Origin of the sequence: Paenibacillus donghaensis (genome assembly GCF_002192415.1) — a bacterium.
In the GTDB taxonomy this organism is placed as follows: Bacteria; Bacillota; Bacilli; order Paenibacillales; family Paenibacillaceae; genus Paenibacillus_AQ; species Paenibacillus_AQ donghaensis.
The window spans coordinates 8,141,450-8,165,707 of the sequence record NZ_CP021780.1; the positions used below are offsets into that span (position 1 = coordinate 8,141,450).

Annotated in this window: 18 protein-coding genes and 2 pseudogenes; 18 read left to right on the plus strand and 2 right to left on the minus strand. The window is 46.5% G+C overall.

Features of this window, described 5'->3' with window-relative positions:
* Nucleotides 1-471: 471 nt before the first annotated feature.
* From B9T62_RS36875 to B9T62_RS36930, 12 genes and pseudogenes are all read left to right on the plus strand, one after another.
* Nucleotides 472-2,211: an ABC transporter substrate-binding protein gene (locus B9T62_RS36875; RefSeq protein WP_087919798.1), complete on the plus strand. Its 1,740-nt coding sequence runs from the start codon at nt 472-474 to the stop codon at nt 2,209-2,211.
* A gap of 132 nt (nt 2,212-2,343) precedes the next feature.
* Nucleotides 2,344-3,315 (plus strand): ABC transporter permease, encoded by a 972-nt coding sequence (locus tag B9T62_RS36880; RefSeq protein WP_087919799.1) that lies wholly within the window; start codon nt 2,344-2,346, stop codon nt 3,313-3,315.
* Nucleotides 3,312-4,340, plus strand: coding sequence for an ABC transporter permease (locus B9T62_RS36885; protein ID WP_087919800.1), 1,029 nt, complete (start codon nt 3,312-3,314; stop codon nt 4,338-4,340). The genes B9T62_RS36880 and B9T62_RS36885 overlap by 4 nt, the downstream gene beginning before the upstream one ends.
* Entirely contained in the window at nt 4,307-5,323 is a 1,017-nt protein-coding gene (locus tag B9T62_RS36890) for an ABC transporter ATP-binding protein (RefSeq protein ID WP_087919801.1), read from the plus strand. Before B9T62_RS36885 ends, B9T62_RS36890 begins: the two co-directional genes overlap by 34 nt.
* Nucleotides 5,324-5,355: 32 nt before the next feature.
* Nucleotides 5,356-6,348: an ABC transporter ATP-binding protein gene (locus tag B9T62_RS36895; RefSeq protein ID WP_425436724.1), complete on the plus strand. Its 993-nt coding sequence runs from the start codon at nt 5,356-5,358 to the stop codon at nt 6,346-6,348.
* 646 nt (nt 6,349-6,994) lie between these two features.
* The gene (locus B9T62_RS41995; protein ID WP_087919803.1) at nt 6,995-7,261 is read left to right on the plus strand and encodes a helix-turn-helix domain-containing protein; all 267 of its coding nucleotides are present in this window, start codon (nt 6,995-6,997) and stop codon (nt 7,259-7,261) included.
* Complete coding sequence (locus B9T62_RS36905; RefSeq protein WP_157794159.1) at nt 7,176-8,552, plus strand: hypothetical protein; 1,377 nt, start codon at nt 7,176-7,178, stop codon at nt 8,550-8,552. Before B9T62_RS41995 ends, B9T62_RS36905 begins: the two co-directional genes overlap by 86 nt.
* 206 nt (nt 8,553-8,758) lie before the next feature.
* The gene (locus B9T62_RS36910; RefSeq protein ID WP_087919805.1) at nt 8,759-9,529 is read left to right on the plus strand and encodes a hypothetical protein; all 771 of its coding nucleotides are present in this window, start codon (nt 8,759-8,761) and stop codon (nt 9,527-9,529) included.
* Between the two features lie 173 nt (nt 9,530-9,702).
* Nucleotides 9,703-10,479: pseudogene (locus tag B9T62_RS36915) on the plus strand (tyrosine-type recombinase/integrase).
* Between the two features lie 128 nt (nt 10,480-10,607).
* On the plus strand, nt 10,608-12,611 hold the full coding sequence (locus B9T62_RS36920) for a serine hydrolase domain-containing protein (protein WP_087920568.1): 2,004 nt from the start codon (nt 10,608-10,610) through the stop codon (nt 12,609-12,611).
* Nucleotides 12,612-13,335: 724 nt separating this feature from the next.
* Nucleotides 13,336-15,165: pseudogene (gene ltrA / locus B9T62_RS36925) on the plus strand (group II intron reverse transcriptase/maturase).
* A gap of 88 nt (nt 15,166-15,253) precedes the next feature.
* Nucleotides 15,254-16,312, plus strand: a complete 1,059-nt coding sequence (locus B9T62_RS36930; RefSeq protein WP_087919806.1) for an alpha/beta fold hydrolase — start codon at nt 15,254-15,256, stop codon at nt 16,310-16,312.
* Between the two features lie 64 nt (nt 16,313-16,376).
* Here the strand turns inward: B9T62_RS36930 and B9T62_RS36935 are convergent, their stop codons facing one another.
* Nucleotides 16,377-16,613, minus strand: coding sequence for a hypothetical protein (locus tag B9T62_RS36935; RefSeq protein WP_157794160.1), 237 nt, complete (start codon nt 16,611-16,613; stop codon nt 16,377-16,379).
* A gap of 603 nt (nt 16,614-17,216) precedes the next feature.
* Here B9T62_RS36935 and B9T62_RS36940 point away from each other — a divergent pair.
* The gene (locus B9T62_RS36940) at nt 17,217-17,591 is read left to right on the plus strand and encodes a VOC family protein (RefSeq protein ID WP_087919808.1); all 375 of its coding nucleotides are present in this window, start codon (nt 17,217-17,219) and stop codon (nt 17,589-17,591) included.
* Nucleotides 17,592-17,595: 4 nt separating this feature from the next.
* Here the strand turns inward: B9T62_RS36940 and B9T62_RS36945 are convergent, their stop codons facing one another.
* The gene (locus B9T62_RS36945) at nt 17,596-17,895 is read right to left on the minus strand and encodes a GNAT family N-acetyltransferase (protein WP_087919809.1); all 300 of its coding nucleotides are present in this window, start codon (nt 17,893-17,895) and stop codon (nt 17,596-17,598) included.
* Between the two features lie 125 nt (nt 17,896-18,020).
* On the opposite strand from B9T62_RS36945, the gene B9T62_RS36950 reads away from it, so the two are divergent.
* From B9T62_RS36950 to B9T62_RS36970, 5 genes are all read left to right on the plus strand, one after another.
* Nucleotides 18,021-18,674, plus strand: a complete 654-nt coding sequence (locus B9T62_RS36950; RefSeq protein ID WP_087920569.1) for a M48 family metallopeptidase — start codon at nt 18,021-18,023, stop codon at nt 18,672-18,674.
* 228 nt (nt 18,675-18,902) lie between these two features.
* Nucleotides 18,903-20,639, plus strand: coding sequence for a sensor histidine kinase (locus B9T62_RS36955; protein ID WP_087919810.1), 1,737 nt, complete (start codon nt 18,903-18,905; stop codon nt 20,637-20,639).
* A 13-nt stretch (nt 20,640-20,652) separates the two neighbouring features.
* Nucleotides 20,653-22,227, plus strand: coding sequence for a response regulator (locus B9T62_RS36960; protein ID WP_087919811.1), 1,575 nt, complete (start codon nt 20,653-20,655; stop codon nt 22,225-22,227).
* Nucleotides 22,228-22,371: 144 nt separating this feature from the next.
* On the plus strand, nt 22,372-23,292 hold the full coding sequence (locus B9T62_RS36965) for an ABC transporter permease (protein ID WP_087919812.1): 921 nt from the start codon (nt 22,372-22,374) through the stop codon (nt 23,290-23,292).
* 40 nt (nt 23,293-23,332) lie between these two features.
* Nucleotides 23,333-24,214 (plus strand): carbohydrate ABC transporter permease, encoded by an 882-nt coding sequence (locus B9T62_RS36970; protein WP_087919813.1) that lies wholly within the window; start codon nt 23,333-23,335, stop codon nt 24,212-24,214.
* Nucleotides 24,215-24,258 lie beyond the last annotated feature (44 nt).

Consider the following 24,258-nt stretch of genomic DNA (forward strand, 5'->3'; position numbering starts at 1 on the left):
CACTTGTGTCATTGATATGATATATTCAACCGGCCATAGGATGTCATATCAATGTTATTGGTAGAAAGTGTTCTGAAGTGTGTTGAGTCATAAAACCTAATCTGGAAGGATAATCAATATATATGGAGATTACTTTTAATTGAAGAATTTAATGTAATGGAAATAAGAGCGAATAAAGTTATTGACGTAAGAAATATTAACATGTAATATAAACCATAATTTAGAGGCAAGGTTAAGCAAACATTGACATGAGGATTATGCTGAATCTTATTGACCTGCGGTCTATTTGTGTGGTGGGTGTTTTCAGAAAATGAGATTTCATATCTTCTGCAATGAGAGCTGCGAAGTGTCCTCCGTCTGCGGACAATGATCTGACAAGGACCCGTTTCAGCTCAGTTAAGCCTTGATTTCTAATCCAGTGTCAATGAAGCTCTCATTAGCCGTACTTAAAATGAAGGAGGAGTAAATGGAATGGCAAAAAAGAGAAAATGGTGGTCTGGTTTACTGGTCTTATCACTTGTAGGGGTTCTGTTCACGGGTTGCAGTACCAATAACACTGCCAGCAATAACACTCCGGAAGCAACTACGGCTCCCGCAGAAAGTACAGCTCCGGAAGCTTCCGAAGCACCGGCCGATGGCCCGGTGGACGGCGGAACGCTGGTGCTCAGCACATTCTCTGATGTTGTTAATATCAATCCCCTGCTCGTTAATGATACTGCTTCAGGAGATATCGGTGAATTTGTCTATTCCAAGCTGTATAACATGGACCGTGAAGGTAATGTCGTTGCCGAGCCATGGTCACTGGCAGCTGAACTTCCTGAGATATCTGAGGATGGCTTGTCTTACACAGTGAAATTGAAAGAGAATGTCAAATGGAGTGACGGCAAGCCGGTCACTGCCGACGATATTGTGTATACGATTGAAACTGCCAAGAATCCGGAAACCGGATCACCGCTTACCAGCGCCTATGATAAGGTGAAGACGGTGGAGAAGGTGGATGATCTCACTGCCAAAATCACGTTGTCCCAGGTTTATTCACCGTTCATCTATAAAGGCTTGGTTCAAGCGATTGTACCTGCGCACATCCTGAAGGATGTGAAACCGGCTGAAATGCTGACCAATACTTACGGTACAGATCCAGCGGCTACCGTTACCAACGGACCATGGAAGTGGAGCGCATGGAAACAGGGCGAAAGCCACACCATGGATGCCGATACAGCGTATTGGGGCGAAGTTAAACCTCATATCTCACAGGTGATTTACAAAATCTATGCCGACCAGAATACAGAGGTTCAGGCTCTTCTGAAAGGCGACATCGACCATATCAGTGCCATTCCTGTGACCCAGGTAGAGGCGGTTAAAGCTAATGATACGATCGACATTATTCAGAAGCCTGGTGCTCAGTATGAATATGTGATGTTCAACTTCGATGGCAAGAACTTCCCGGATGGCTACGGATTGTTCTCAGGTCAGAAGACCAGACAGGCGATTGCGCATGCCCTCAACCGTCAAGGTATGGTAGACAATATTCTTAAGGGCGTTGGCGCTCTGATGGACGCACCGTTCCTGCCGGATACATGGGCTGATCCGGGTGATGCAGCCGTGAACTATGATTACAATGCGGAAACTGCCAAGAAGCTGCTGGAGGAAGATGGATGGGTACCTGACAGCAAGGATGGTATTCTGACTAAAGACGGCCACCGCTTCTCCTTCGAGCTGCAATACAATGCGGGCAACAGCCGCCGCGAGCAGGTGGCTACTGTTATCCAGTCTAATCTGAAGGATGTAGGTATTGAAGTCAAGCCTAAGGCGATTGACTTCGCAGCCTGGATCGACCAGAACGTTACACCGGGCAAGTTCCAGGCATTGCTGCTGGCATGGTCCCTGAGCGACCCGGACCCAGATTCCGAGAGTGTATTCTCTTCCAAGTACTTCCCGCCAGCTGGCCAGAACAGCGGCTGGTATAAGAATGAGAAGCTGGATCAGCTGTGGGTAGATGGCTACTCTACCGTTGACCAGGCAGAACGCAAGGAAATCTACAAAGAAGTAGGTAAAGAAATCTCTACCGATCTGCCTTATGTATTTCTCTATCAATATGGGCAGGCTATCGGTACCGGGCCTAGAGTAAATTGGGCAGAGGAAGATGCGCCAGAGCCTTCACTCGGCTATGGACAATACTTCCATGCTATCAAATGGTGGGTAACTGACTAACTAATGCAGGCAGAAGAACACAGCTAATAGAATCACGGAAGGGGAAAGAGAATTCTCTTTCCTCTTCTCCGTTTGTTTGGAGGGGCTCCCCTTCCGAATTCTATACCTTACCTATCTCTAGGAGGACCGTTGATGACAGAATATCTGATCCGTCGAATACTACAATCGGTATTGGTAATCTTCCTGATTACCATACTTACCTTCCTGCTTATCCATGCCGCGCCGGGGGGGCCAACTCAGGTCATGCTGGCACCAGGGCTGTCGCCGGAGATTTTTGCCCAGCAAGCGAAGAATCTGGGACTGGATCAACCGATACCTATGCAATATGTGCGCTGGATTGGGGATTTGCTGCAAGGAGATTTGGGTTATACGTTCAAGAATCATCTGCCAGTGGCTGACCTGCTGCTGCCGCGGATCGGCAATACTTTTATCCTGATGGGAGCGGCTTGGCTGGTGTCGCTGCTGATTGCCATTCCTTGGGGGATTTATAACAGTACCAAGGTGTATGGATTATCAGACCAGAGTGCATCGTTTATTTCTTATCTCGGGTTCGCGATGCCAACGTTCTGGTTCGGGATTCTGCTCCAGCAATGGTTCTCGCTGAAGCTGAACTGGTTCCCTCTGTCCGACATGTATTCCAGGGGCCAGGAAGGCAATGTGAAGGATTTATTCATGCATCTGGTTTTGCCTGTAACGGTGCTTTCGCTTGGTTTTCTTGCTTCTTATATGAAATACGCACGGGCAAGCATGCTTGAAGTGCTGGATCAGGATTATATCCGTACCGCACGCGCCAAAGGTGTCAAAGAACGCAGAGTGGTCTTTCACCACGCACTGCGCAATGCCCTAATTCCCATTATAACGATACTTGGCCTGGATCTTCCGATCCTGGTAGCAGGTGCCGCCTTGACCGAAAGTGTCTTTAACTGGCCCGGAATGGGCCGTTGGTTCGTGGAAATGGCCAGAGCGCGCGAATATTCGGCACTGATGGCAGTTACCATTGTTACGGCCGTTATGGTCGTTATCGGCAATCTGCTTGCTGATATTCTGTATGCTGTAGCAGATCCACGGGTGAAGCTTGGCAAGCAAGGAGGGAAAGCGGCATGAGTACCGATCAAACACAACTCTCTTCTGGGCCAGGCTCCCCATCGGCCGGACCGCGGGGAACCGATCCTATACCTGCCCATGATCCGCAGATCCCGGTCAATGATTCTAAGCGCCCTCCGGGTTCGTCGGGTCCGTGGCGGCTGCTGTGGAAGAAGTTCTCACGTAATCCTTATGCCATGACAGGACTTGTAGTGCTGCTCATTTTCATAGGACTTGCCATATTTGCTCCACTCATTACTAAACATGATCCAGCTGCGATTGATCTGATGGCAGCTAATTTGAAGCCAGGTTCAGCCGGGCACCCGCTGGGTACCGATGAGCTGGGTGGGGATATTCTCAGCCGCTTGCTGTACAGTGCCCGGATTTCGCTGCTGATCGGATTCACGGTCGCTTTGGCTTCGGTAGTGATTGGATCGGTTGTTGGAGCGATTTCCGGCTACTTCGGCGGATGGGTCGATACCATCTTTATGCGTATTGTTGATGTGATGAATTCAGTGCCTACACTGTTCCTTAATATTCTGATGATGGCTATTTTTGGTTCACAGATCAAATACATGATTCTTATTATGGCGATTACCAGTTGGATGAGTATCGCCCGGCTGGTGCGGGGGAACTTCCTGCAGCTGCGGGAGATGCAGTATGTGGAGGCAGCCCGTGCAATTGGAGTGTCCAGTTGGGGCATTATCTTCCGCCATCTGCTGCGCAATGCCAGCTTTCCGATTATCGTCAATGCAACCCTGATGGTCGGTGGGGCGATTCTCAGTGAATCGGCACTGTCCTATCTCGGTCTTGGCATCCAGGCTCCGGCCACGAGCTGGGGGCTGATGCTCAGTAACGCCCAGCAATTCATGCTGGTAGATCCTAAACAGGCCTTGTATCCTGGCCTATGCATCCTGCTCGTCGTGCTGGCGGTTAACTTTATCGGCGACGGCATCCGCGATGCGCTTGATCCCAGACAGCAAGTCACCAAATCCCGGAGGAGGCTGGACCAATGGCGCAAAAACTACTCGAAGTCCGGAAACTAACCACTGGCTTTGTGACAGAGAAGGGGCTGCTTAAAGCCACTGACCGCATCTCGATTGCAGTAGATAAAGGACAGACCGTGTGTCTGGTAGGAGAGTCCGGCAGCGGCAAAAGTGTAACCTCGCTTGCGATTATGCGCCTGATTGATTATGCAGGCGGCATGATCCTGGAAGGCGAAATTGATTTCCATGGGGAGGATCTGGCCGCCAAGAATCAGGAGCAGATGCGTGAGATCCGCGGCAACCGGATCGCGATGATCTTTCAGGACCCGATGTCCTCGCTTAATCCGGTCTTTACCGTTGGGGAGCAGATTGCCGAGAGCCTGCAGCTGCATCAGAATAAAAGTGCTGCCGAAGCAATGAAATCGGCCGTGGAGCTGCTGAAGCTGGTGGGTATTCCGGCCCCGGAGATCCGCGCCAAGCAATATCCGCATGAGCTGTCCGGCGGGATGTGCCAGCGTGTGGTCATTGCGATTGCCCTGGCTTGTAATCCCGAGCTGCTGATTGCCGATGAGCCTACAACCGCGCTTGATGTTACCGTACAGGCGCAGATTCTCGATCTGCTGCGCAAGCTGCAGGCCGAGCTGGGTATGTCCATCCTGCTGATTACTCATGACATGGGCGTAGCGGCAGAGATTGCGGACCGCATTGCCGTGATGTATGCCGGAGCTATCGTGGAAGAAGGAACGGTTGAGGAGATCTTCGACCATCCGAGCCATCCGTACACGGTAGGGCTGCTGCAGTCGATCCCGGGCTTCGAAGGAGGCCGGGGCGGGGAATTGTATACGATCAAAGGAACAATTCCGCCGATTGGCCAGCTGCCGTCCGGCTGCCGGTTCCATCCCCGTTGTCCACAGGCGATGGAGGTCTGCCGGCAGCAGGAGCCGCCGGATTTCATGATCTCTAGTGATCATCGCACCGCCTGCTGGCTGTTCGAGGACAGACCCGCTGACGCTGATAAGAAGGACGGGGTGAGACAAGCATGAGCAGTGAACTAGCTGGCAAACAGACTGCCGATATGGAAGATACACCGGAAATGCTGTTGGAAGTTAAGAATATTAAGAAATATTTCCCGATTCACAAGGGATTGCTTAACCGCACTGTCGGCCAGGTCAAAGCGGTGGATGATGTTACCTTGTCGATCCGCAAAGGCGAAACCTTCGGCCTAGTTGGCGAATCCGGCTGCGGCAAATCGACCTTCGGCCGGGTTCTGCTCCGGCTGCAAAGTGCAACCGGCGGAGAAGTGCTGTTCAAGGGCCAGGATATTCATTCCCTGGGCACCAAGGAGCTGCGCAAGCTGCGTGAAGAGATGCAGATTATATTCCAGGACCCGTTCGGCTCGCTGAACCCGCGGTTTCTGGTCAAGGATATCATCGGAGAACCGCTGCGTATTCACCGCAAGATGTCACCCCGGGAGGTTGAAGCCCGAGTTGTCGAGCTGATGGAGCTGGTCGGCCTGGACGCCAGCCGGAGAAACCGCTACCCGCATGAATTCTCGGGCGGGCAGCGCCAGCGCATCGGGATTGCCCGTGCGATTGCGCTCAATCCGCAGTTTATCGTTGCCGATGAAGCGGTATCCGCACTTGATGTGTCTGTCCAGTCCCAGGTAATCAACCTGCTGATGAAGCTGCAGAAGGAGCTGGGACTGACCTTTCTGTTCATTGCCCACGGCCTCAATATCGTCCGCCATATCTCGGACCGCGTAGGGGTGATGTATCTCGGCAAGCTGGTGGAGGTAGCGGAGACCGAGGAATTATTCGCCCTTCCGCTGCATCCCTATACAGCAGCCTTGCTGTCGGCGATTCCGAAGCCGACGCCAAGACGCAAGCAGGACCGGATCGTGCTCCAAGGGGATGTCCCTTCTCCAGCCAATCCGCCGTCCGGCTGCCGGTTTCACACCCGCTGCCCGATTGCCCAAGACCGCTGCCGCCAGCAGGAGCCTTTGCTGGAGGAAGCCTTGCCTGGCCGCAGCGTAGCCTGCCATTTCCCTCTGCTGCCTCCGCAGCAATAAGCTGCACTTGAAGAAGGAGCCTGCATATTCCCGCAGGCTTCTTTTTAGGTTATATAAGATGAACTTAAGAATGGAGTCGTGGAGTTGTCAGAAAGCGTGATCATAGGGCTTCCTGGCAACTCCGTATGTAACATTCTTAAGTTCACGTTCTATAACTATTAGTTACTGCTTAGGATTTAGCCAGGATTTAGAGTGTTGCCCTGGAACCTTCGGAGTAATTAGATGCGAAACTGCAACTAATCTCCGCCGAAATACCCATTTCAGGATAATAAGTGCATATCTGCAACTAAATTCAAGTAAAGCAAGCTTATTACGCTCAAAATCCTAAATTAGGTGCGTTTTCGCACTTATTTCCTCCAAAACAGAAAAAAACGGCGAAATAGATGCAGTTTCGCAACTAATTCTTTGGACTGGAGATATGAGACTCTATAAGATGAACTTAAGAATGAAACGGTGGAGTTGTCAGAATGCCTGGTGCATAGGGCTACCCGGACCACTCGAATATAACATTCTTAAGTTCACGTTCTATCTCATGGAACTGAATCTGAAGTGTTCTTATCCTACGGAGTCCTAAGTAGTAACAACTATTAAGCATTATAAACCTTTTGCAGCGGCTTCCTCTGTTAATTGCTTCAAGGGTAGATTGATGCGGCTGATCCAGAGTGAGCAGGAAACCGACGGGGAATTGGCGAAGACACTTAGATGCTACATCAACCATAATCATAATCAGAAGGCCACCACCCGCGAGCTTCATATCCACCGCAGCACTCTGATTTACCGGATGAATAAGATAGAACAGCAAATAAATTTGAAGGCGGAGGATTTCCATGAAAAAGCAAGATCAAATTCTGTCCGCTGTATTTCTGCTCATTATGAGTGCAGCCGGAATCTACTGGGCGGTCGCAAACACTAGCTGGACCCTTGCCGGTACGACTGCCGCTGCAGCCTGCTTCGGGATATTCGTCTGGCTGGGGGTGCGGACGATTCCGGTGCTCACAGCCTATATTGCAGGCGCCGATCCAGCGGACAAGCTGCCGGAGGGACATGCGGCAGGCACCCGTGAACGAACCTGGCTGACAATCATCCTCTGGATGCTGGGCACCCGTGCGCTGCTGTTCTTGATCGCCTATGGACTGATGGTCATACATAACGGAAGTGCAGGCAGTCTTCTAGCTACGGTAAGAGAGACCTGGCATCTGACAGGAATTGATACCCAGTCCTATCTGGGCATTGCCGAGCATGGGTACGTGACAGAAGGAGATTCCAGATTCCATATCGTATTTCTGCCCTTGTTCCCGAAACTGATTCAATTTGTGCAACTGTTTACCGGGGATTATCTTTCTGCCGGTTTCGCGGTATCCAACCTTTGTGCCATAGCTGCTGCGCTGGTTGCCTATGAACTGGCACTGCTCGACATGACCCGTAAAGACGCGCTGCGGGTGGTCAAATATATTTTTATTTTCCCGTCCGCGTTCTTCTTCGTCATTCCGATGACGGAGTCCTTATTTCTGGTGCTGTCTCTAATGAGTATTTATTTCGTGCGCAGACACAAATGGCTGCTCGCTTGCCTGTGCGCCGCATTGGCCGGGTATACACGTTCGCCGGGGATTCTGCTGGCTGTACCGATTGCCGTGGAAATGGCCCGGGTCCTGGCGGTAAGTTATAGACAGACCACCCGCCGTGAATGGACTCGCAAGGCTGCTATTGCGGTCGCCTGTCTTGCTGTGGCTCCGCTTGGCTTGCTAGCCTATCTCTATGTCAATTATGCGGTGACCGGCAATCCGTTCCAGTTCAGTATTTACCAGAGAGAGCATTGGTTCCAGCGGATGTACCTGTTCTGGGATACGGCGCGCTACCAGACCGATTATGTAGTAAAGGCGTTTCGGGAAGGGGACAGCCGCAGCCTACTCGGACTATGGCTGCCCAATGTGCTGATGATTGTCAGCACATTGCTGCTCATCTGCCGCAGCGCCAGAAAGCTGCATCCGTCCTACACCGCCTATTTTATCGTCTATTTCGCCTATGTTGTGGGACCGACCTGGCTGCTGTCCGCACCGCGGTATTTTGCTGTGGCGTTCCCGCTGGCTTTTGCCGCTGTGCTCGTTACCAAGGACAGGGCCAAGGATGCTGCGCTTACTGTAATTTATCTTATCGGCGGTTTGCTGTACCTTGCCTTGTTCGTCTGGGGGTATCCGATCTACTGAGGCCACTCAGGTTGTAGACTGACGATTGTCATTAAGCTAACGGGCAGTTTAATTCCAATACATGGTAAAATAACTTATCGATCCCATTTAGGTGGTGAGTAGTATGATCCTTCTATGGTTTCATTAGAAAGTAATTACGGATTTAGGAATAAGTTAATATCTAAACGATACATATATGCAAGTATTCAAATAAGGAGAATATTACATTGATATTACTCAGAACAAAAAGGATCAAAATAATCGGCTTTTCTACCATTCTGATATTCGCTCTCGTTTTACTGTTCTTATATTTGATTTATGCTAAGCAAACAAATGCTGTATTAGTCAACTACTCAAATATGAAACAAATTGCTCATAATGTATACGTTGAACCTGAAATCAATGAGAGTGAAAAAGCAGGACTAATCAATTATGTTCAAACATCTACTGTAAAAATTAATGCACTTTTTGGTCAAAAAGAATCGACCCCTGTTTTAATCTATGCAAAATCAAAAAAGGCTTTAGAAAATTACGCAGATTCAGATATTGGACAAACTTATTATTATCCGTGGAATAACTACATTGTTATCGGACCAAGTGGTTATAACGAAAACGTTATTGCTCATGAATTTACACATGCAGAATTAAGGAAGAGGCTCAGAAACAGCAGTAAGGTGCCAATATGGTTTGATGAGGGTTTAGCCGCTATGGTTGATGGTCGATTTCCCGATAATGAAATGATTTGGAACATCCAAACTAATGACGGCAAAGAATCAATAAATTTTAATCTTTTGGACTCCCACTCTGCATTTCAGTCTAATGCTAAAAGTCATATAAATTATGAACTGGCGTGTTATGAGGTTTCGAGGTGGTATGGGATTGTTAGTACACCTGGTTTATTAAAACTAATTGATTCTTTAAATAAAGGTGGAGATTTTAATGATGTTTATAAAGGGATCGAAAGTAATTTGAATAATGAAGCTAACGGGAAATACTAGTTAAATCAAGTTTAAAACCTTCTACTAGAAGCAAACTAGGATTAATTGCTCTATTAGGAGGTTTTATTATGAATTTAAGTGAACTTTGGCTTCAATATGAAGCAGACAAAAGAATTCAAGGGTTTAGCCCAAACACATTGCGAGCGTATGCTTTGCAACTCAGGATGCTGGTTATGGACCTCGGAGATATAGATATCTCTGGGATCACGCTGAATCTCCTGAAGGAATACTTAGCGAAGCAGTCTGAGCGCTTGAAGCCGAGCAGCTTAGGACACCGCATCCGTTTTGTGCGATCCTTATTCCGATTTGCATATGAAGAAGCCTACTTATCTAGTAATCCTTCGCTCAAACTGCGTGAACCTAAAATAGATAAACGAATTCCTAAGTTTTTGATGGAGGAAGATGTCATTCATCTGAAGATATCATGTCAGACCTTAAGGGAAAGAGGATTGCTAGAGTTTCTATATTGCACAGGGTGTCGTATTGGCGAAGTTGAGAAGTTAAACATTGAGGATTTAAATTGGGAAAATTGCTCTGCCATTGTAAACGGGAAAGGGTCAAAGCAGAGAGAAATTTACTTCACCACGGAATGCAAAGTATGGTTGAAGAAGTACTTAGACAGCCGCGAGGACTCGTGTAATGCCTTATTTGTAACAGAAACAAATCCAGTGAAGTGAATGGCCATCCCAACGCTCAGGTGGGCAGTAAAGCGGTTAGCAGAACGCGGAACGGTTAAGGCAAATGTGTATCCCCATCGTTTTTGTCATACCTATGCCTGCCAACTTCTTGATAACGGGGCACCTTTAGATTTTATCCAAGGCATGCTAGGGCATGAAAAAGCATCAACCACACAAATCTATGCTCAACTACGCGGGGAACGACGGAGAGAACTCTATCGCCGATTTTTGTACATATCTACTAAAATTCCGGAAGGAGAGTTCGAATTATGAAAAGTCGATGGATAATGGGAGTTGTGCTATCTTCGTGTCTGCTGCTAACCTCCTGCGACGACAACAAAGCACCGGCAGAGACGCAGAACATAGCAGGGGCGCTGAATACATCTGAGCCAACGGCAGTAATGGACTCACCTTCGAACGAGGCTAAGATAACCTACGAATTAACCATGAAAGCTGCAAATGAGAAAGCCGATCTCCTCACGAAAGCTTACGATACGAACAGCGTGCAATACGCCCTTATCGATCATGGCAACATCGTCATATCCGGCCAATCCGGCAAGAATGATGAGCAGGGACAGAGGCCGCTCACGAAAGACATGATGTATGGGATCGGTTCGACGAGTAAAATGTTTACCACGGTTGCCGTTATGCAGTTGGTCGATCAAGGGAAAATCGATCTGGATACGCCGATCGTCCAGTATATCCCCGAGTTTACGATGAAGGATGAACGCTACAAACAGATTACTCCGCGCATGCTGCTCAATCATTCTTCCGGGCTGAAGGGATCCTCGTTTACGAACGCCGGTTTATTCGAAGATAACGACACCTATGCCCACGACACACTGCTGAAGCAACTGGCCGGTCAGACCTTAAAGGCGGCCCCGGGCGCTTATTCGGTTTATTGCAATGACGGATTTACGCTGGCCCAGATTCTGATCGAGCGGGTCAGCGGCATGGACTTTACCCCTTATATCCATCGATATATTACGGAACCTCTGGGTATGGTCAATACGAAGACGCCGCTCGATTCTCCGGACGAAGCGAAGATGGCGGGACTCTATTATCCTACATATGCAGGACAACTTCCGGGCGAGACGATCAACGTGATCGGAGCTGGGGGCATTTATTCCACGGCGGAAGATTTGGCTCGATTCTCGCAAGTTTTCACGGGGGAAGCGGAAGAAGTCTTGTCCGGTAAATCGGCTGCGGCCATGGCGCAAGACGAGTACAAGACGCCTTTGTGGCCTGACGATGCGGACAACTCATTCGAATACGGTCTCGGCTGGGACAGCGTCAATCTGTATCCCTTCAGCGAATACGGGATGAAGGCGCTGACCAAAGGCGGGGACACGTCTTTCTATCACGCGTCGCTCGTTGTGCTTCCCGAACAGGACATGGCGGCAGCTGTTGTCACTTCCGGCGGGAACGGCACGTATGATCAGCTTCTGGCGAATGAAATCCTGCTTCAGGCGCTGAAAGAGAAAGGGACAATTACTGAATTCAAGCCTGAAAAGTCATACGGCGCGCCGGTAAAATCTGATATACCGGAGTCCATGCTGCAGTATTCGGGAATCTATGGCGCAACCGGTACAACGATGAACATCAAAATATCCGAAGACGGCGTAATGTCCATCACTTCGGAGCTGTCGCCTGATAATCCGGTCCAAACCTTCGAATATTCGGCGGACGGCATGTTCCATAGTTCGGATGGAAATTCGCTGATCAGCTTCGTGACGGAGGAGAACGGCCGTATCTACTTATGGCTTCGTCAATACACTTTAGTGCCGGGTCTTGGGCAGATTGCTATGTCTGTATATAATGCCGAGAAGCTCCAGCCCCAAGATATTCCGGCTGAGACCAAGGAAGCATGGATGCAGCGCGACGGGAAGAAGTATTATCTGCTGACTGAGAAGTATACGTCGATTTCTTATTTGAAAAAGGTAACCACCAACTTGAATGTGTCGAAACAATTGCCGGGGTATGTGTTGGATAAGCGAATAACCGGCCCGAATTCAGCCGTCTCCGAATTGCAAATTCCGGGATTGAACGGGCGGGATCTCTCAGATCTTATGTTCTTTACACATGACGGCGTTGAGTACCTGAGTATGGGTGGAATCATCTTAGTGAACGAGGACGCCGTGAAGCCTATGTACGTCGCTAAGAAGTCAACCGTTACGATTCAGCCCGACGGCTACGCCAAGTGGTATACGATAAGCGACAAAGACGGGGGCAAGACTATTAAGGTGAGCATGTCCCCGAACGCTTCCTTCGCTGTTTATGATGCCAAGGAAACATGCATCTACTTCAGTGTCATCGGAGGCAAGGATCAGGTCGAACTGCCCGCAGGAGGATCCATAGTTTTCGCCGGAGATGCCGGCACGAAGTTCGAGATTTCCGCTCAGTAACTTGATTCATTCCAATAGGTGAACTTTCAACTAACGGAGAAGTATGACAAGTTCTGTATAAGCACTACATAGTGCGAAAAACAGGGGATTCAAAGTCTCATAGAATCCTAACTTTACAACCGAGGATGGGAATGACGGAACCATGTATCCCGAAACCATCCCACCAATACTCCTGCATGCGTCATGACTGACAGGTTATGGGGTTTGAAGTACAGGTAGATTCGGCAGAACAAAGGCTAGAGCCATTCGAATAGAAAAGGTATGCTGACGGATATGCCGCGTGGCTGAAAAGCTGGATATGGTGAGAATGTTCATAGAAAAGAACTGACGAACTTCCGAATGTACAGGTCTATAGTTAGAGCATAAGGAAACTTATGTACCATCCTACGATGGGGTGAGTGGCGTAAAGTAAAAATTTTCCCTATGAAATACGCTATGCCAAACTAAGGAGGCATCCTGCTCACAGGCCCAGAGGAAGCACCTAAGTCCAGAACAAAAAAAAAAAAAAAAGGCTAGGTTGTAAGGGACTTGGAAAGCAAGGCACGTCGCAACAAGGGCTGTTACCCAAGACGGTTGCAATAAGGCACGGGCCGAAATGCATTAAGCTTTGTGAGGGCAGGGGCACGACTGATGAATCTCCTGTAATGGGAGTGGAAGAACAGCCCCAAGTCTAACAGATAAGAACGATCATTTTCCAAACGTGAATTGCGCCGGTCGGGTAAGAATGTGGGAACATCACCTCAAAAGGATTGATGCCACAGTGCAAGCTTTGCGAAATTGGGAGTACTACGGCATGACGGAACCTTTCACAGATTTGCACGAAAGAGCTGGCAATCATGAATCTTTCTCGCATCTCTACGATCTAATCACATCTAGAGAAAATATTCGGCTGGCTTATCGAACAATGAAATCGAATAAAGGATCAAAGACGCCAGGAACAGATGGAAAAACCATCACAGACATTGAAAAATCGTCCGAAGATGAACTAGTAAGTGAAATCCAAAACAATCTAAAATGGTATCGCCCTAAGAAAGTCAGACGGGAATTTATAGAAAAAGACAACGGAAAATGGCGACCGCTCGGCATTCCTTGTATACTGGATCGAATCATTCAGCAATGCTTCAAGCAAGTGCTTGAACCCATAGCTGAGGCTCATTTCTACAAACATAGTTATGGTTTCAGACCACTACGGTCTACACACCACGCGATGGCAAGAATACAATTTCTTGTGAATCGGGCACAAATGCACTATGTGGTAGATATCGACATCATGGGGTTCTTCGACAATGTGAATCACACGTTGCTATTGAAGCAGCTATGGAACATGGGGATTCAGGATAGAAAGGTGTTAGCGTGCATCTCCAAGATGCTGAAAGCAGAAATCGATGGATAAGGTATACCTACAAAGGGTGTACCTCAAGGGGGTCTGTTGTCGACATTACTTTCAAATGTCGTCCTCAATGACTTGGATCATTGGGTGGCTGGTCAATGGGAATTCTTCCCCCTGACTCAACCTCACAAGACAAGAAGTGGTGAATTGTATACGAAAAATCGCACTTCCCTCAAAGAAGGATATATGGTGCGTTACGCCGATGACTTCAAAATCATCTGTCGAGACTACAAGACTGCCTACAAGTGGTATCATGCTGTCGTTTCCTATTTAAAATATCGTCTGAAACTGGAAGTTTCGCCAGAGAAATCGCAAATTGTAAATTTACGAAAGCGAGAATCTGAATTTCTAGGATTCACGATCCGAGCGAATGTAAAGGGTGAAAAGAGAGTAGCGCATACAGGCATTAGAAATAACAAAAAGCAGAAGATCAAGATGGAAGCCAAAAAGCGCATTCAGAAGTTGAGATCGTCTCCAATTGCCCTAAATGCAGCACTCTTTAATAGCTTTGTTTTGGGAATCCACAACTACTTCAGTCGGGCAACCCATGTCAGTGTTGAGTTCTCACGTCTTGCCTATGACCTGCGAGCCTTCATGTATAATCGTCTGAAACAAATCGGGAAATACGAACATCCTACTAACCCGCCACCAACATACAACAAATTCTACAGCAGGGGTTACAGAACGTTCAAAGTAGCAGGTGTATACTTATATCCTCTTGCCAACGTGAAAACAAAGAACACGATGAACTTCAGTCAAAGTCTTTCACTTTATACAACGGCAGGAAGAGAACAAATATACAAAAAGCTTCGTCCGGATATACGTCAAGAAATACTTTCTTTGATGGAATCCAGCATCCCGAGCCAGAGTGTGGAGTATATGGATAATCGTATAAGTCGGTACAGTATGAAGATGGGGAAATGCGAAATCACAGGGATGTATCTTTTCGCATCAGACGTCTACTGTCACCACTATATGCCATTATATCTCGGTGGAAGCGACAAATTCAACAATCTGCGCATTCTCCACAAAGAGGTATATGAGCTTATCCACCATACTCACAAAGAGACGATCGAAGTACTCATAAATAGACGGGGTATCACTGACTTGATGAAAATCAAAATCAATCAGTACCGTAATAAATACGGACTAGAACCAGTCTAACCTTCCCAAATCTATGAGTAACGAGGAACTTATGATCTAGTACATTTTGTTAGAGGGAACGCGGAGTGCGGGGAAACTCGCACGCTCCGTGTGGAGCAGGGGAAAAGCTGGAGATCGTATCAAAGGCTTACCTATTGCTACCGATAGCGTAGAAAACACATTTGAGGCCGCCGCGGACCAATCGGGCGATCTCATTAAGCTAACGGGCAGTATAGCTCTTGCAGGAATGCTGGCATTTCAACTAGAATTTGTTATCAACAAATTAGTCAAGAGGTGGAAAATGGAGTCTGACATTATTAATTTATCAACCAAGCTTCGTAATAACAGAAAAGTTTCGTATAAAATTTTCGGTAATGAAAATGAGAATACAATCGTCTATTTTCATGGATTCGGTTCTTCAGCTAGCACATTTCCTCCGGACGTTGATATATTCAATAAGTACCATATCCGTTTTATTGCTATGAACCGATCTGGGTACGGTGAATCCGAATTATCAAGAAAATGCTCCCTAGAAGATGTGGCAGATGATACGGATGAATTACTCGCTTCTCTAGGGGTCAAAAATGTAGCGGTGCTTGGATATTCAGCTGGAGGATTATACGGTCAAATATTCGCGGATAAATACCCTAACAAAGTGAGCTCACTTAATTTAGTTAGCAGCGCAATACCTCTTAGCAGAAAGACTTCGAAATATCTTCCAAATAATTGGAATATCATAAGAATTTTGAATAGCCATATGCCGGTTTTGTCTAAAATGTTTTTTCAAAGGTTCAGTAAAAAGTTAAATGGAAATTTGCAAGCCACACTACAAGAATCTATTGATCAAATGGTTGATGCTGATAGAAAAATTGCACTTGATCCGATTATGGGGGAGATTATTACTAAAGGTGCGCTGGAGGCCTACCACAATCAAGGAATCGCTGTATACTATGATGCAGTTGCGTTATGCGGAATTTATCCTGAATTTGCACCGTACAGTACCAAGGTGAATATTTGGCAAGGCGGAAAGGATAAGGTATGGACGCCTGCGACTTCGCAGTACCTGCGAAGCAAATACGTTAACTGTACGTATACCACATTTAATGAAGAAGGACACTTACTTTATCTATCTAAATGGGAAGAGATCATTAAAGCAATGTTCAACTAACGAGAAACATTAGTTCAATAAACCAACGGCAGCCAAGGACGTTATTTTTCCAAGGATACATCCCCTAGAATATATGCTCTTTATGGTCTTTGATCTCCTGTACAAGGCGAAGCGCTTCAGCCTCAGGCAAATGATCGATTTTAATGTTATAGATGGATGTTCCACCATGCTGTCCCTTTTTAGGGCGTATAATCGTGTAATGTGGGAACTGCTCTGTCTTCATGTGTTCAGATTTCCCCAAAATGTCCAAATAAAAAGTACTGCCTTCTTCGATATGTCGTCTTATTGTTAACTGATCCATATCCATCATCCTTTGCATGATTTTTTAGAAAAAGTATGTATTTGCTTGTTTCCTCCAATTATACTGAAGATGAAATCAAAAAGCCTTAACAATTCGTGCTGTTTTTGAGGTTGTCTATCAGATTCCGGATTCAGAAGGCATATATGAGGTAACCAGGAGATGAATGCGCGTGCGAGTAAGCAGGATGGATTGGGGTGGAAAGCCTGAGACAGAATGATAGACTTCATCATATTCAGCATACCGTTGATTATATTGAGGAACATAGATATTTAAAGCCTTGACTGGCAAGGGCATCATGGAGTATGCACGTGCGAGCCGGATTATCCAGCCGGAACATTATGATGCGGCGATGCCATCGGTGAGTCTGAGCGAATCTATTCATTGGATAATGGAGCTACACGATGTCATCCGCGATGCGAAGCATAAGAGAATAGCAGATCCTTTATAGGAGTTAATGTTTAAGCTAACTGGGAACGATAGTCGAACGAACCAGGAGCAGATTGCCGATTGGCAGCAAATATATGATCCTAATTGTGAATTTACATGGTAAAATATGTCGTGAAACTGTTTTCCAACAAATAATTGATTCGGGGGAGAGGGCAAATGTTAGTACCACAACTATATTTGAATGGTGCTTGTTCTGAAGCTATCGAACTTTATAAAAAGGCATTTAAGTCTGAGATAGATTCAATTATGTACGACTCTGAGAAAGAACCTGGAAAATTTGTTATTCATGCCGAAATGCACATTCTTGGAACAAGGTTAATGCTTAGTGATTCTGGTGGAACTAATGAGTCATCCGTAGATTCCACTATGGAAATTGTCGCCGTATTTGAAAATAAAGAAGTTTTAAGAGAGGCATACCAAGTAATAAATGATGGCAGCGAAACAATTATCCCAATGGGTCCAATATTCTTCAGTGATTGTTTAGTCTCATTTGTTGATAAGTTTGGCGTTCGATGGTGTTTCATGGTATAAGCGTTCAGGGGCACGCCTGCAGATCTTTTTTTAAATAGTAATGGGTATATATCAGCCTGCTTCCGTATCCGCCATGGCGCAGCGGCTCATCCACATACAGATAGTGAATCTCCATCCAGTTCCAGCAGATTTCACTCAGCAATCCCCCGCTAATCTGACCATCAGTCTGCTTTAAATAGAGGTTCGTCTCCTGATATCTACCCTGCAGCTTCTCCGGGAAATGCGCCCAGTTATACTCGCTTATTCTGCCTCTGATATAATGTTTGCCAGCTTCCTCGTTGTCTCTTACCAGCTGCAGCTCCATGAGTGATCGACTCCTTTGGTTTCTGTACTAAATTTAACCACATTCTTCCTTAACTTCAGTGGTAAAAATTGATTTATACTTATTCATTAACGGACGCTTCACGGCAACAGGAGGAACATACGATGATGGAAATAGAATTTGAGAATCAGCTGCTTCACGTCCATGTCCATTATGGACACGGCAGGAAAATTACGCTTCATATAGACGCCATAGGTCTGGTCACAGTCAAAGCGCCGATTGGCACCAGTGAAGAGGTGATTCAGAGTGCAGTCCGGCAGCATGGCCGCTGGATTATGGAGAGCAAGCAGGCGGTTGCCGAGGCACACCAAGCGCCGCAGGCGAAGGAATATCAGGAGGAAGGCAAATTTCTGCACCTGGGCCGGGAATATCTGCTGCAGGAGCTGATTTCAACCGCAGACTTGAATGAGGAACAGCTGAAGCAGGAGTTGAAGAAGTTTTATTTTGCCAGCTGCCGGAAGGTTGTAGGACAACGGATAATCCCCTACCAGCAGCAACTGAGAGTGAAGCCCAGAAGCATCGAAATCGTAGAATCCCGCACCAAATGGGGCAGCTGCAGCTCGGACAAGAAGCTTACCTTCAATTACCGGCTAGCCATGGCACCGCTGGAAGTGATTGATTATGTGATCGTTCATGAGCTGTGCCATCTGTTGCATATGAACCATGACCGCTCTTTCTGGAGGAGGTTGGGCAGCGTGATGCCGGATTACAAAGCCAAGGAGGCGTTTCTGGCCAGAAATGGACAGGCGATGACGTTATGAAGCCTGGGCGTGTTCCTTAACCGAATTATTACATATCAAGTATAAATGGTAGGCAGTCAAAAGCAGACCCCGGTTCCTTATGGAGCCGGGGTTTCTTTGAATTATAAAGGTCTTTTTGTCATTAAAGGTCGAATTTCCAAATGCAATCGCTAGCAACCGCTTTCCTTTCGTTGTAAAATGAATGAAAACATCAGTATACCAATGACAGCGATACAAGGGAGCATATGCATGGAGAGGTTCTTGTTCAGTAAAAAGTATATTCCGTTCACATACAAGATGATGATTCCGTATCTCATTCTTGTATTGTTGACAGACATACTGGTTGGTTATATAGCTTATACGATGCTTGTTCAGTCCAGAACCGAGATGGCGGAAACGAATGTCCGGACAGCTTTGAAGCAGACAAGGAACAACATCGAATACCAGACGGATGAAATCAAACGAATGACCAATTCGCTGTTTCTCAATACGACCTTTCAGAATGCGCTTCAGTTTAGTGGGGAGCCTCTGGAGAATATGCTCAAAATGAGAGACGATATCGTTCCCTACATGAAGGCTCCTCTGCAATTGTATGGAAATAAGCTGAGACTGGCGATCTATACCATCAATGAGACGATGTTTGAAATTACCGGCGATGATATGGCAGTGCCCATCGATAGAAGCGATTATTATGTTCTTCCTTATCGGGATATAGAAAATATTGAATGGTTTAAGTCAATCCTCAAGTATAACCAGGACAGCCTATGGCTCCAAGCGGATACCGATCGTGAACTGGACAACATTTCGTATGTGCGCAAGCTCGTTTCTTCAAACGCAGCTTCGGCCATTATCGGTTATATTCGCGTAACGGCGAGAATTGACGAGCTTTTTGGCAATTTCAATACTTTTCCGATTGAACAGGGGATAGATCTTCGTTTGGTTGATAGGACTCAAGGGCTGACTATATATGAACAGGGTGTAGTGGATGAACATGCGGAGCAAGGCTCTTACTTGATCATTAGCGAAGATATTCCGATACCGGGCTATGCCATCGAGGCACGGGTACCGCACACGTATTTGAACAAAGACGCGAGCAGAATGCGGAAGGTGATTGGCGCCGTTTGTTCCATCAGCTTTTTGGTTATGGCTGTTATCGGCTTTCTGGTTGCCCGCATATCCGGCAAGAAAATTAAACGGATCGTATATTTGGTCCGGTCGTTTCAGGAAGGGAATTTTCACAAGAGAATTGGGTTTGCGGGGAACGATGAATTTGTCTACATTGCTAATAGCTTTAATCAAATGGCTACGAGCATCCAGGAACTGATCCGGAACGTCTACGTGCAAGGCATTGAGAAAAAGCAAGCGGAGCTGGATGTGCTGCAAGCCCAAATCAGTCCGCATTTCTTGTATAACACGCTGTCGACCATTGGAAGTTTGGCTAATTTAGGGGAAGTCGAGAAGGTTACGAAGATGGTACAAGAGCTATCCAAATTCTATCGGCTCACGTTGAACGGAGGACAGGTTTATATCTCTATTGAAGATGAGTTGGAGCAGGTGAGGATGTATCTGGAAATCCAGAGAGTGAAATATGCGGATACCTTTGAAGTTTATTATGATATAGATCCGGAAATTTTACAGATACCCATCATTAAGCTGATTTTGCAGCCGTTTGTGGAGAATATATTCAAGCACGCCTGGTTCGGGGAGACGATTGCGATCCGTATTACTGGAAAGCGGCTTGGCGACCGCGTTGAACTTAAGGTCATTGACAATGGGATCGGTATGCGGGCAGATACACTTAGAAAAATGCGGACGAGCTCGTTCCAGTCCGACGGCTATGGTCTGAGAAACGTAGAAGAACGAATCAAACTGAGATACGGCAATGATTTCGGTATTCAGATCGGCAGCTATTATGGAGCGGGAACGACAGTTCAAATTATCTTGCCGGTTGATAATGCGGAAATTCGGGAAGTTATGGGAGAGTAGGAGATTTATGGAAATGGAAATCAGCGTTCTACTGGTGGATGACGAAGTAGTCGATTTGGAATGGCTCAGACGGCGTGTGGCCGGCAGCGAGCATTTGCCTTTGCATAGCGTTAGAACGGCAACGAGCGGGTTTGCCGCTTTAAAAATGATGGAACAGGATCGGATCGACATCATTCTCTCCGATATCCGCATGCCGATTATGTCGGGAGTAGAATTTATCCGGAAAGCGAAGGAGGTTAACCCTGAGGTCCATATCGTTTTCATTAGCGGACATCAGGATTTCAACTATGCCAAAGAGGCGATTCAATTGAACGCATCCGGTTATTTGCTTAAGCCCGTCGATGACGACGAGCTAAACAATATGCTGAGTGGACTCTGCGCCAAGATTGAGAAAGAAAGGAAGCAGCATATTTCCTTATCAGAAACACTGACGCTTGTAAATCAGGAACTGCTGCTGCGCTGGTTTAACGAGTCCGCTCCGGGGCAGGTCGAAACGCACATTCACAACTTTCTTATGCCTTACTTACAAGGCGCGTCAGCGGTTGCCATCATCGAGATCGACGACATGGCCTGGAAAATCCAGACATGGTCGGAAGAACAGCGGAGTTTATGGAGCAGCAGCGCAAATCAGTTCATCCGGAAGTTCGCTCAAGATTACAACTTAGGCATGGTCATCACGACCTATGACTATCACTTTGTTATATTGGCTGCGGTGCAGGAGCAATACTTTACGGCCTTGATGGAAGAGCTGATTCGGGCGTTCTATCAGGAATTTTCCTTATCCATTACGATTGGAAGAGGGATGTACACAACCAAACTCGACAAGCTGCATGAATCCTATCGGCAGGCTCAGGCAGCTTTAAGCATTAAATGGATTGTCGGGAAGAATAGGCTCATTCAAGATGCCTCAGAATGGCACCCGAAGGAAAAAATTGCTTCGGATTTAGAGAATATTGTTGACCGGATGCTTAAAGCTATGCTCGACTATGACCTTACAACTATTGACGATTGCTTGCTGCAGCTGTTTGCCGGGGACAGCCCGCTCTCTCAAAAAAACGACATTTACGATATCATTATCCGGATCACCTCCAAGCTTCATTCGGATCTGCGGCAAATGAACGAGCATTTGTATGAGATTTTGAATTGGGATTCTCATCATCCTTTTGTGCTGTTTCAGTTCGAAACGGTGCATGATATCCTTTCGTGGCTGAGAAGAAGGTTCTTTGAACTGTCGGAGCTGCTTTATTTGAAGCGGCAAAGACAAAAGCGGAAGATAATCGATGAAATTACTGAATATGTGAAAGAAAGATTGGATCAAAAAATAACGCTGAACGAAGTTGCCGCTCATTTTGATTTTACGCCTAACTATCTTGGTCATCTGTTCAAGGTCGAAACCAACAGTCTATTCAGCGATTTTCTGGGTGAATTGCGCATGAAAAGGGTATGCGAACTGCTCGGAGATCCGACTAAGAAAGTATATGAAATTGCGGAACAAGCCGGATATAAAAATATTATTTATTTCAATAGGCAGTTCAAACAGTATATGGGCATGTCGCCCGGCGAGTACCGGAAGAGAAACAAAATCTGAATCGATAGGCTCATGTTCTTAACGGAACATGGGCTTTTTTTTTGCAAATCGTTGAATTAGTATTATGTTTAGTTGTTTCGCTGAATATTTTCACAACACCCATCCCATTATAATGAAAGATATAGAGAAGAGAGGGGTGCAAAGATGAAAGTGCATACATTTTGGAGTGATTTGAAAAATTATAGGGTTCTCCTATTGATGCTGCTACCCGCAGTTGCATTTTTTGTACTGTTTGCTTATATCCCGATGGCGGGTATCATTATCGCCTTCAAAAAATACGATTACGCAGGCGGTATTTTTGGAAGTGCTTGGAACGGGCTGGACAACTTCCGCTTTTTCTTTGAATCGGGTGATGCCTGGCGGGTAACACGAAATACAGCCTTGTACAACATTGCGTTTATCGTCGTGAATAACGTTTTGCAAATTTTTACCGCGATTATGTTGTTTGAGGTCGGTGGCAAATGGTTCCGGAAAATTACTCAATCAGCGCTGTTTCTTCCTTACTTTATTTCATGGGTCGTTGTTGGCGCGATTGCCTATAACTTGCTCAACTATGATATCGGTACTGTGAATGCTCTGCTTAGAGGCATCGGACTCCAGCCTATCGATATTTACAATACTCCTTCCTACTGGCCATATATTCTGGTTCTCGTCTCCGCATGGAAAAGTCTCGGATACGGAACGGTGATGTACTTGGCCGCAATTTCGGGCATAGATACCGAGATGTACGAAGCGGCTGAAATCGATGGTGCCAACATTTTTCAGCGGATATTGAAAGTGACGATTCCAAATCTTTATCCGACAATTATTATACTGGTACTGCTGGCGGTCGGAAACATATTCCGTGGTGATTTCGGGATGTTCTATAACATGGTCGGCAACAATGGTTTGTTGTTCTCTTCGACAGACGTTATCGACACTTTCGTGTTCAGGTCGTTGATTACTTCGAATGACATAGGCATGTCGGCTGCGGCTGGCGTTTTCCAATCCGTACTCGGATTCGTGACGATCATGACTGTGAACTACGCTGTCCGTAAATACGATAAAGACCGCGCCCTATTCTAACGGCCTAAGGAGTCTAGTTATTTATAATGGAGGTAACGATATGAAGCAGCTCGATCGTAAAATATTCTCAGCTATTGGTTACGTATCCCTGATTTTTCTCGCGGTTTTATGTATCATTCCCTTTGTACTTGTTGTATCCTCGTCCCTTACGGATGAGAATACAATCTTAACGGAAGGTTATCAATTTATCCCAACTGCATTCTCCACGGAAGCCTACAGCATTTTGTTTAAGTTTCCCCAGCAGATGATACATGCCTACTTGGTAACTATAGGTGTTACGATAACTGGTACGCTGCTTGGCTTGTTTCTGATTTCGATGACCGCTTATGCGCTGTCCAGAAAAGATTTTAAGTGGCGCAATAAATTTTCGTTCTTCTTCTTCTTTACGACGTTGTTTAATGGCGGACTGGTTCCGTGGTATCTGCTTATTGTCAATTACCTGGATATGAGAGATACACCTATGGCCTTGGTGCTTCCAATGCTGCTCAACGTCTTCTACATCATTGTTATGAAGTCGTTCATGGGCAGCATTCCAGAAGCGATTGTAGAATCGGCCAAAATTGATGGCGCAGGCGATTTCAAAATTTATCTTCGCCTAATCCTGCCACTCTCCAAGCCGGCTTTAGCTACAATCGGACTGTTCCTTGCACTTGCCTATTGGAACGACTGGTACCATGCTCTGCTATTTGTATCCAACGAAGACCTGATGCCGCTCCAATATTATTTGTACAAAATGCTTGGCAATATGGACGGCATGCGAAAAGCTATGATGGGTGCAGGGGCAGTCGTAACCACATCGATTCCGACCGAGAGCCTGAAGATGGCAATGACGGTTGTGGCAACCGGACCCATTCTGCTGGTCTATCCCTTCATTCAGAAATACTTCGTTCAGGGTTTGACGATTGGCGCCGTGAAAGGATGAGCCCGGGGAAACCCGGTTTATCAATACATTTAAATACAAGGGGG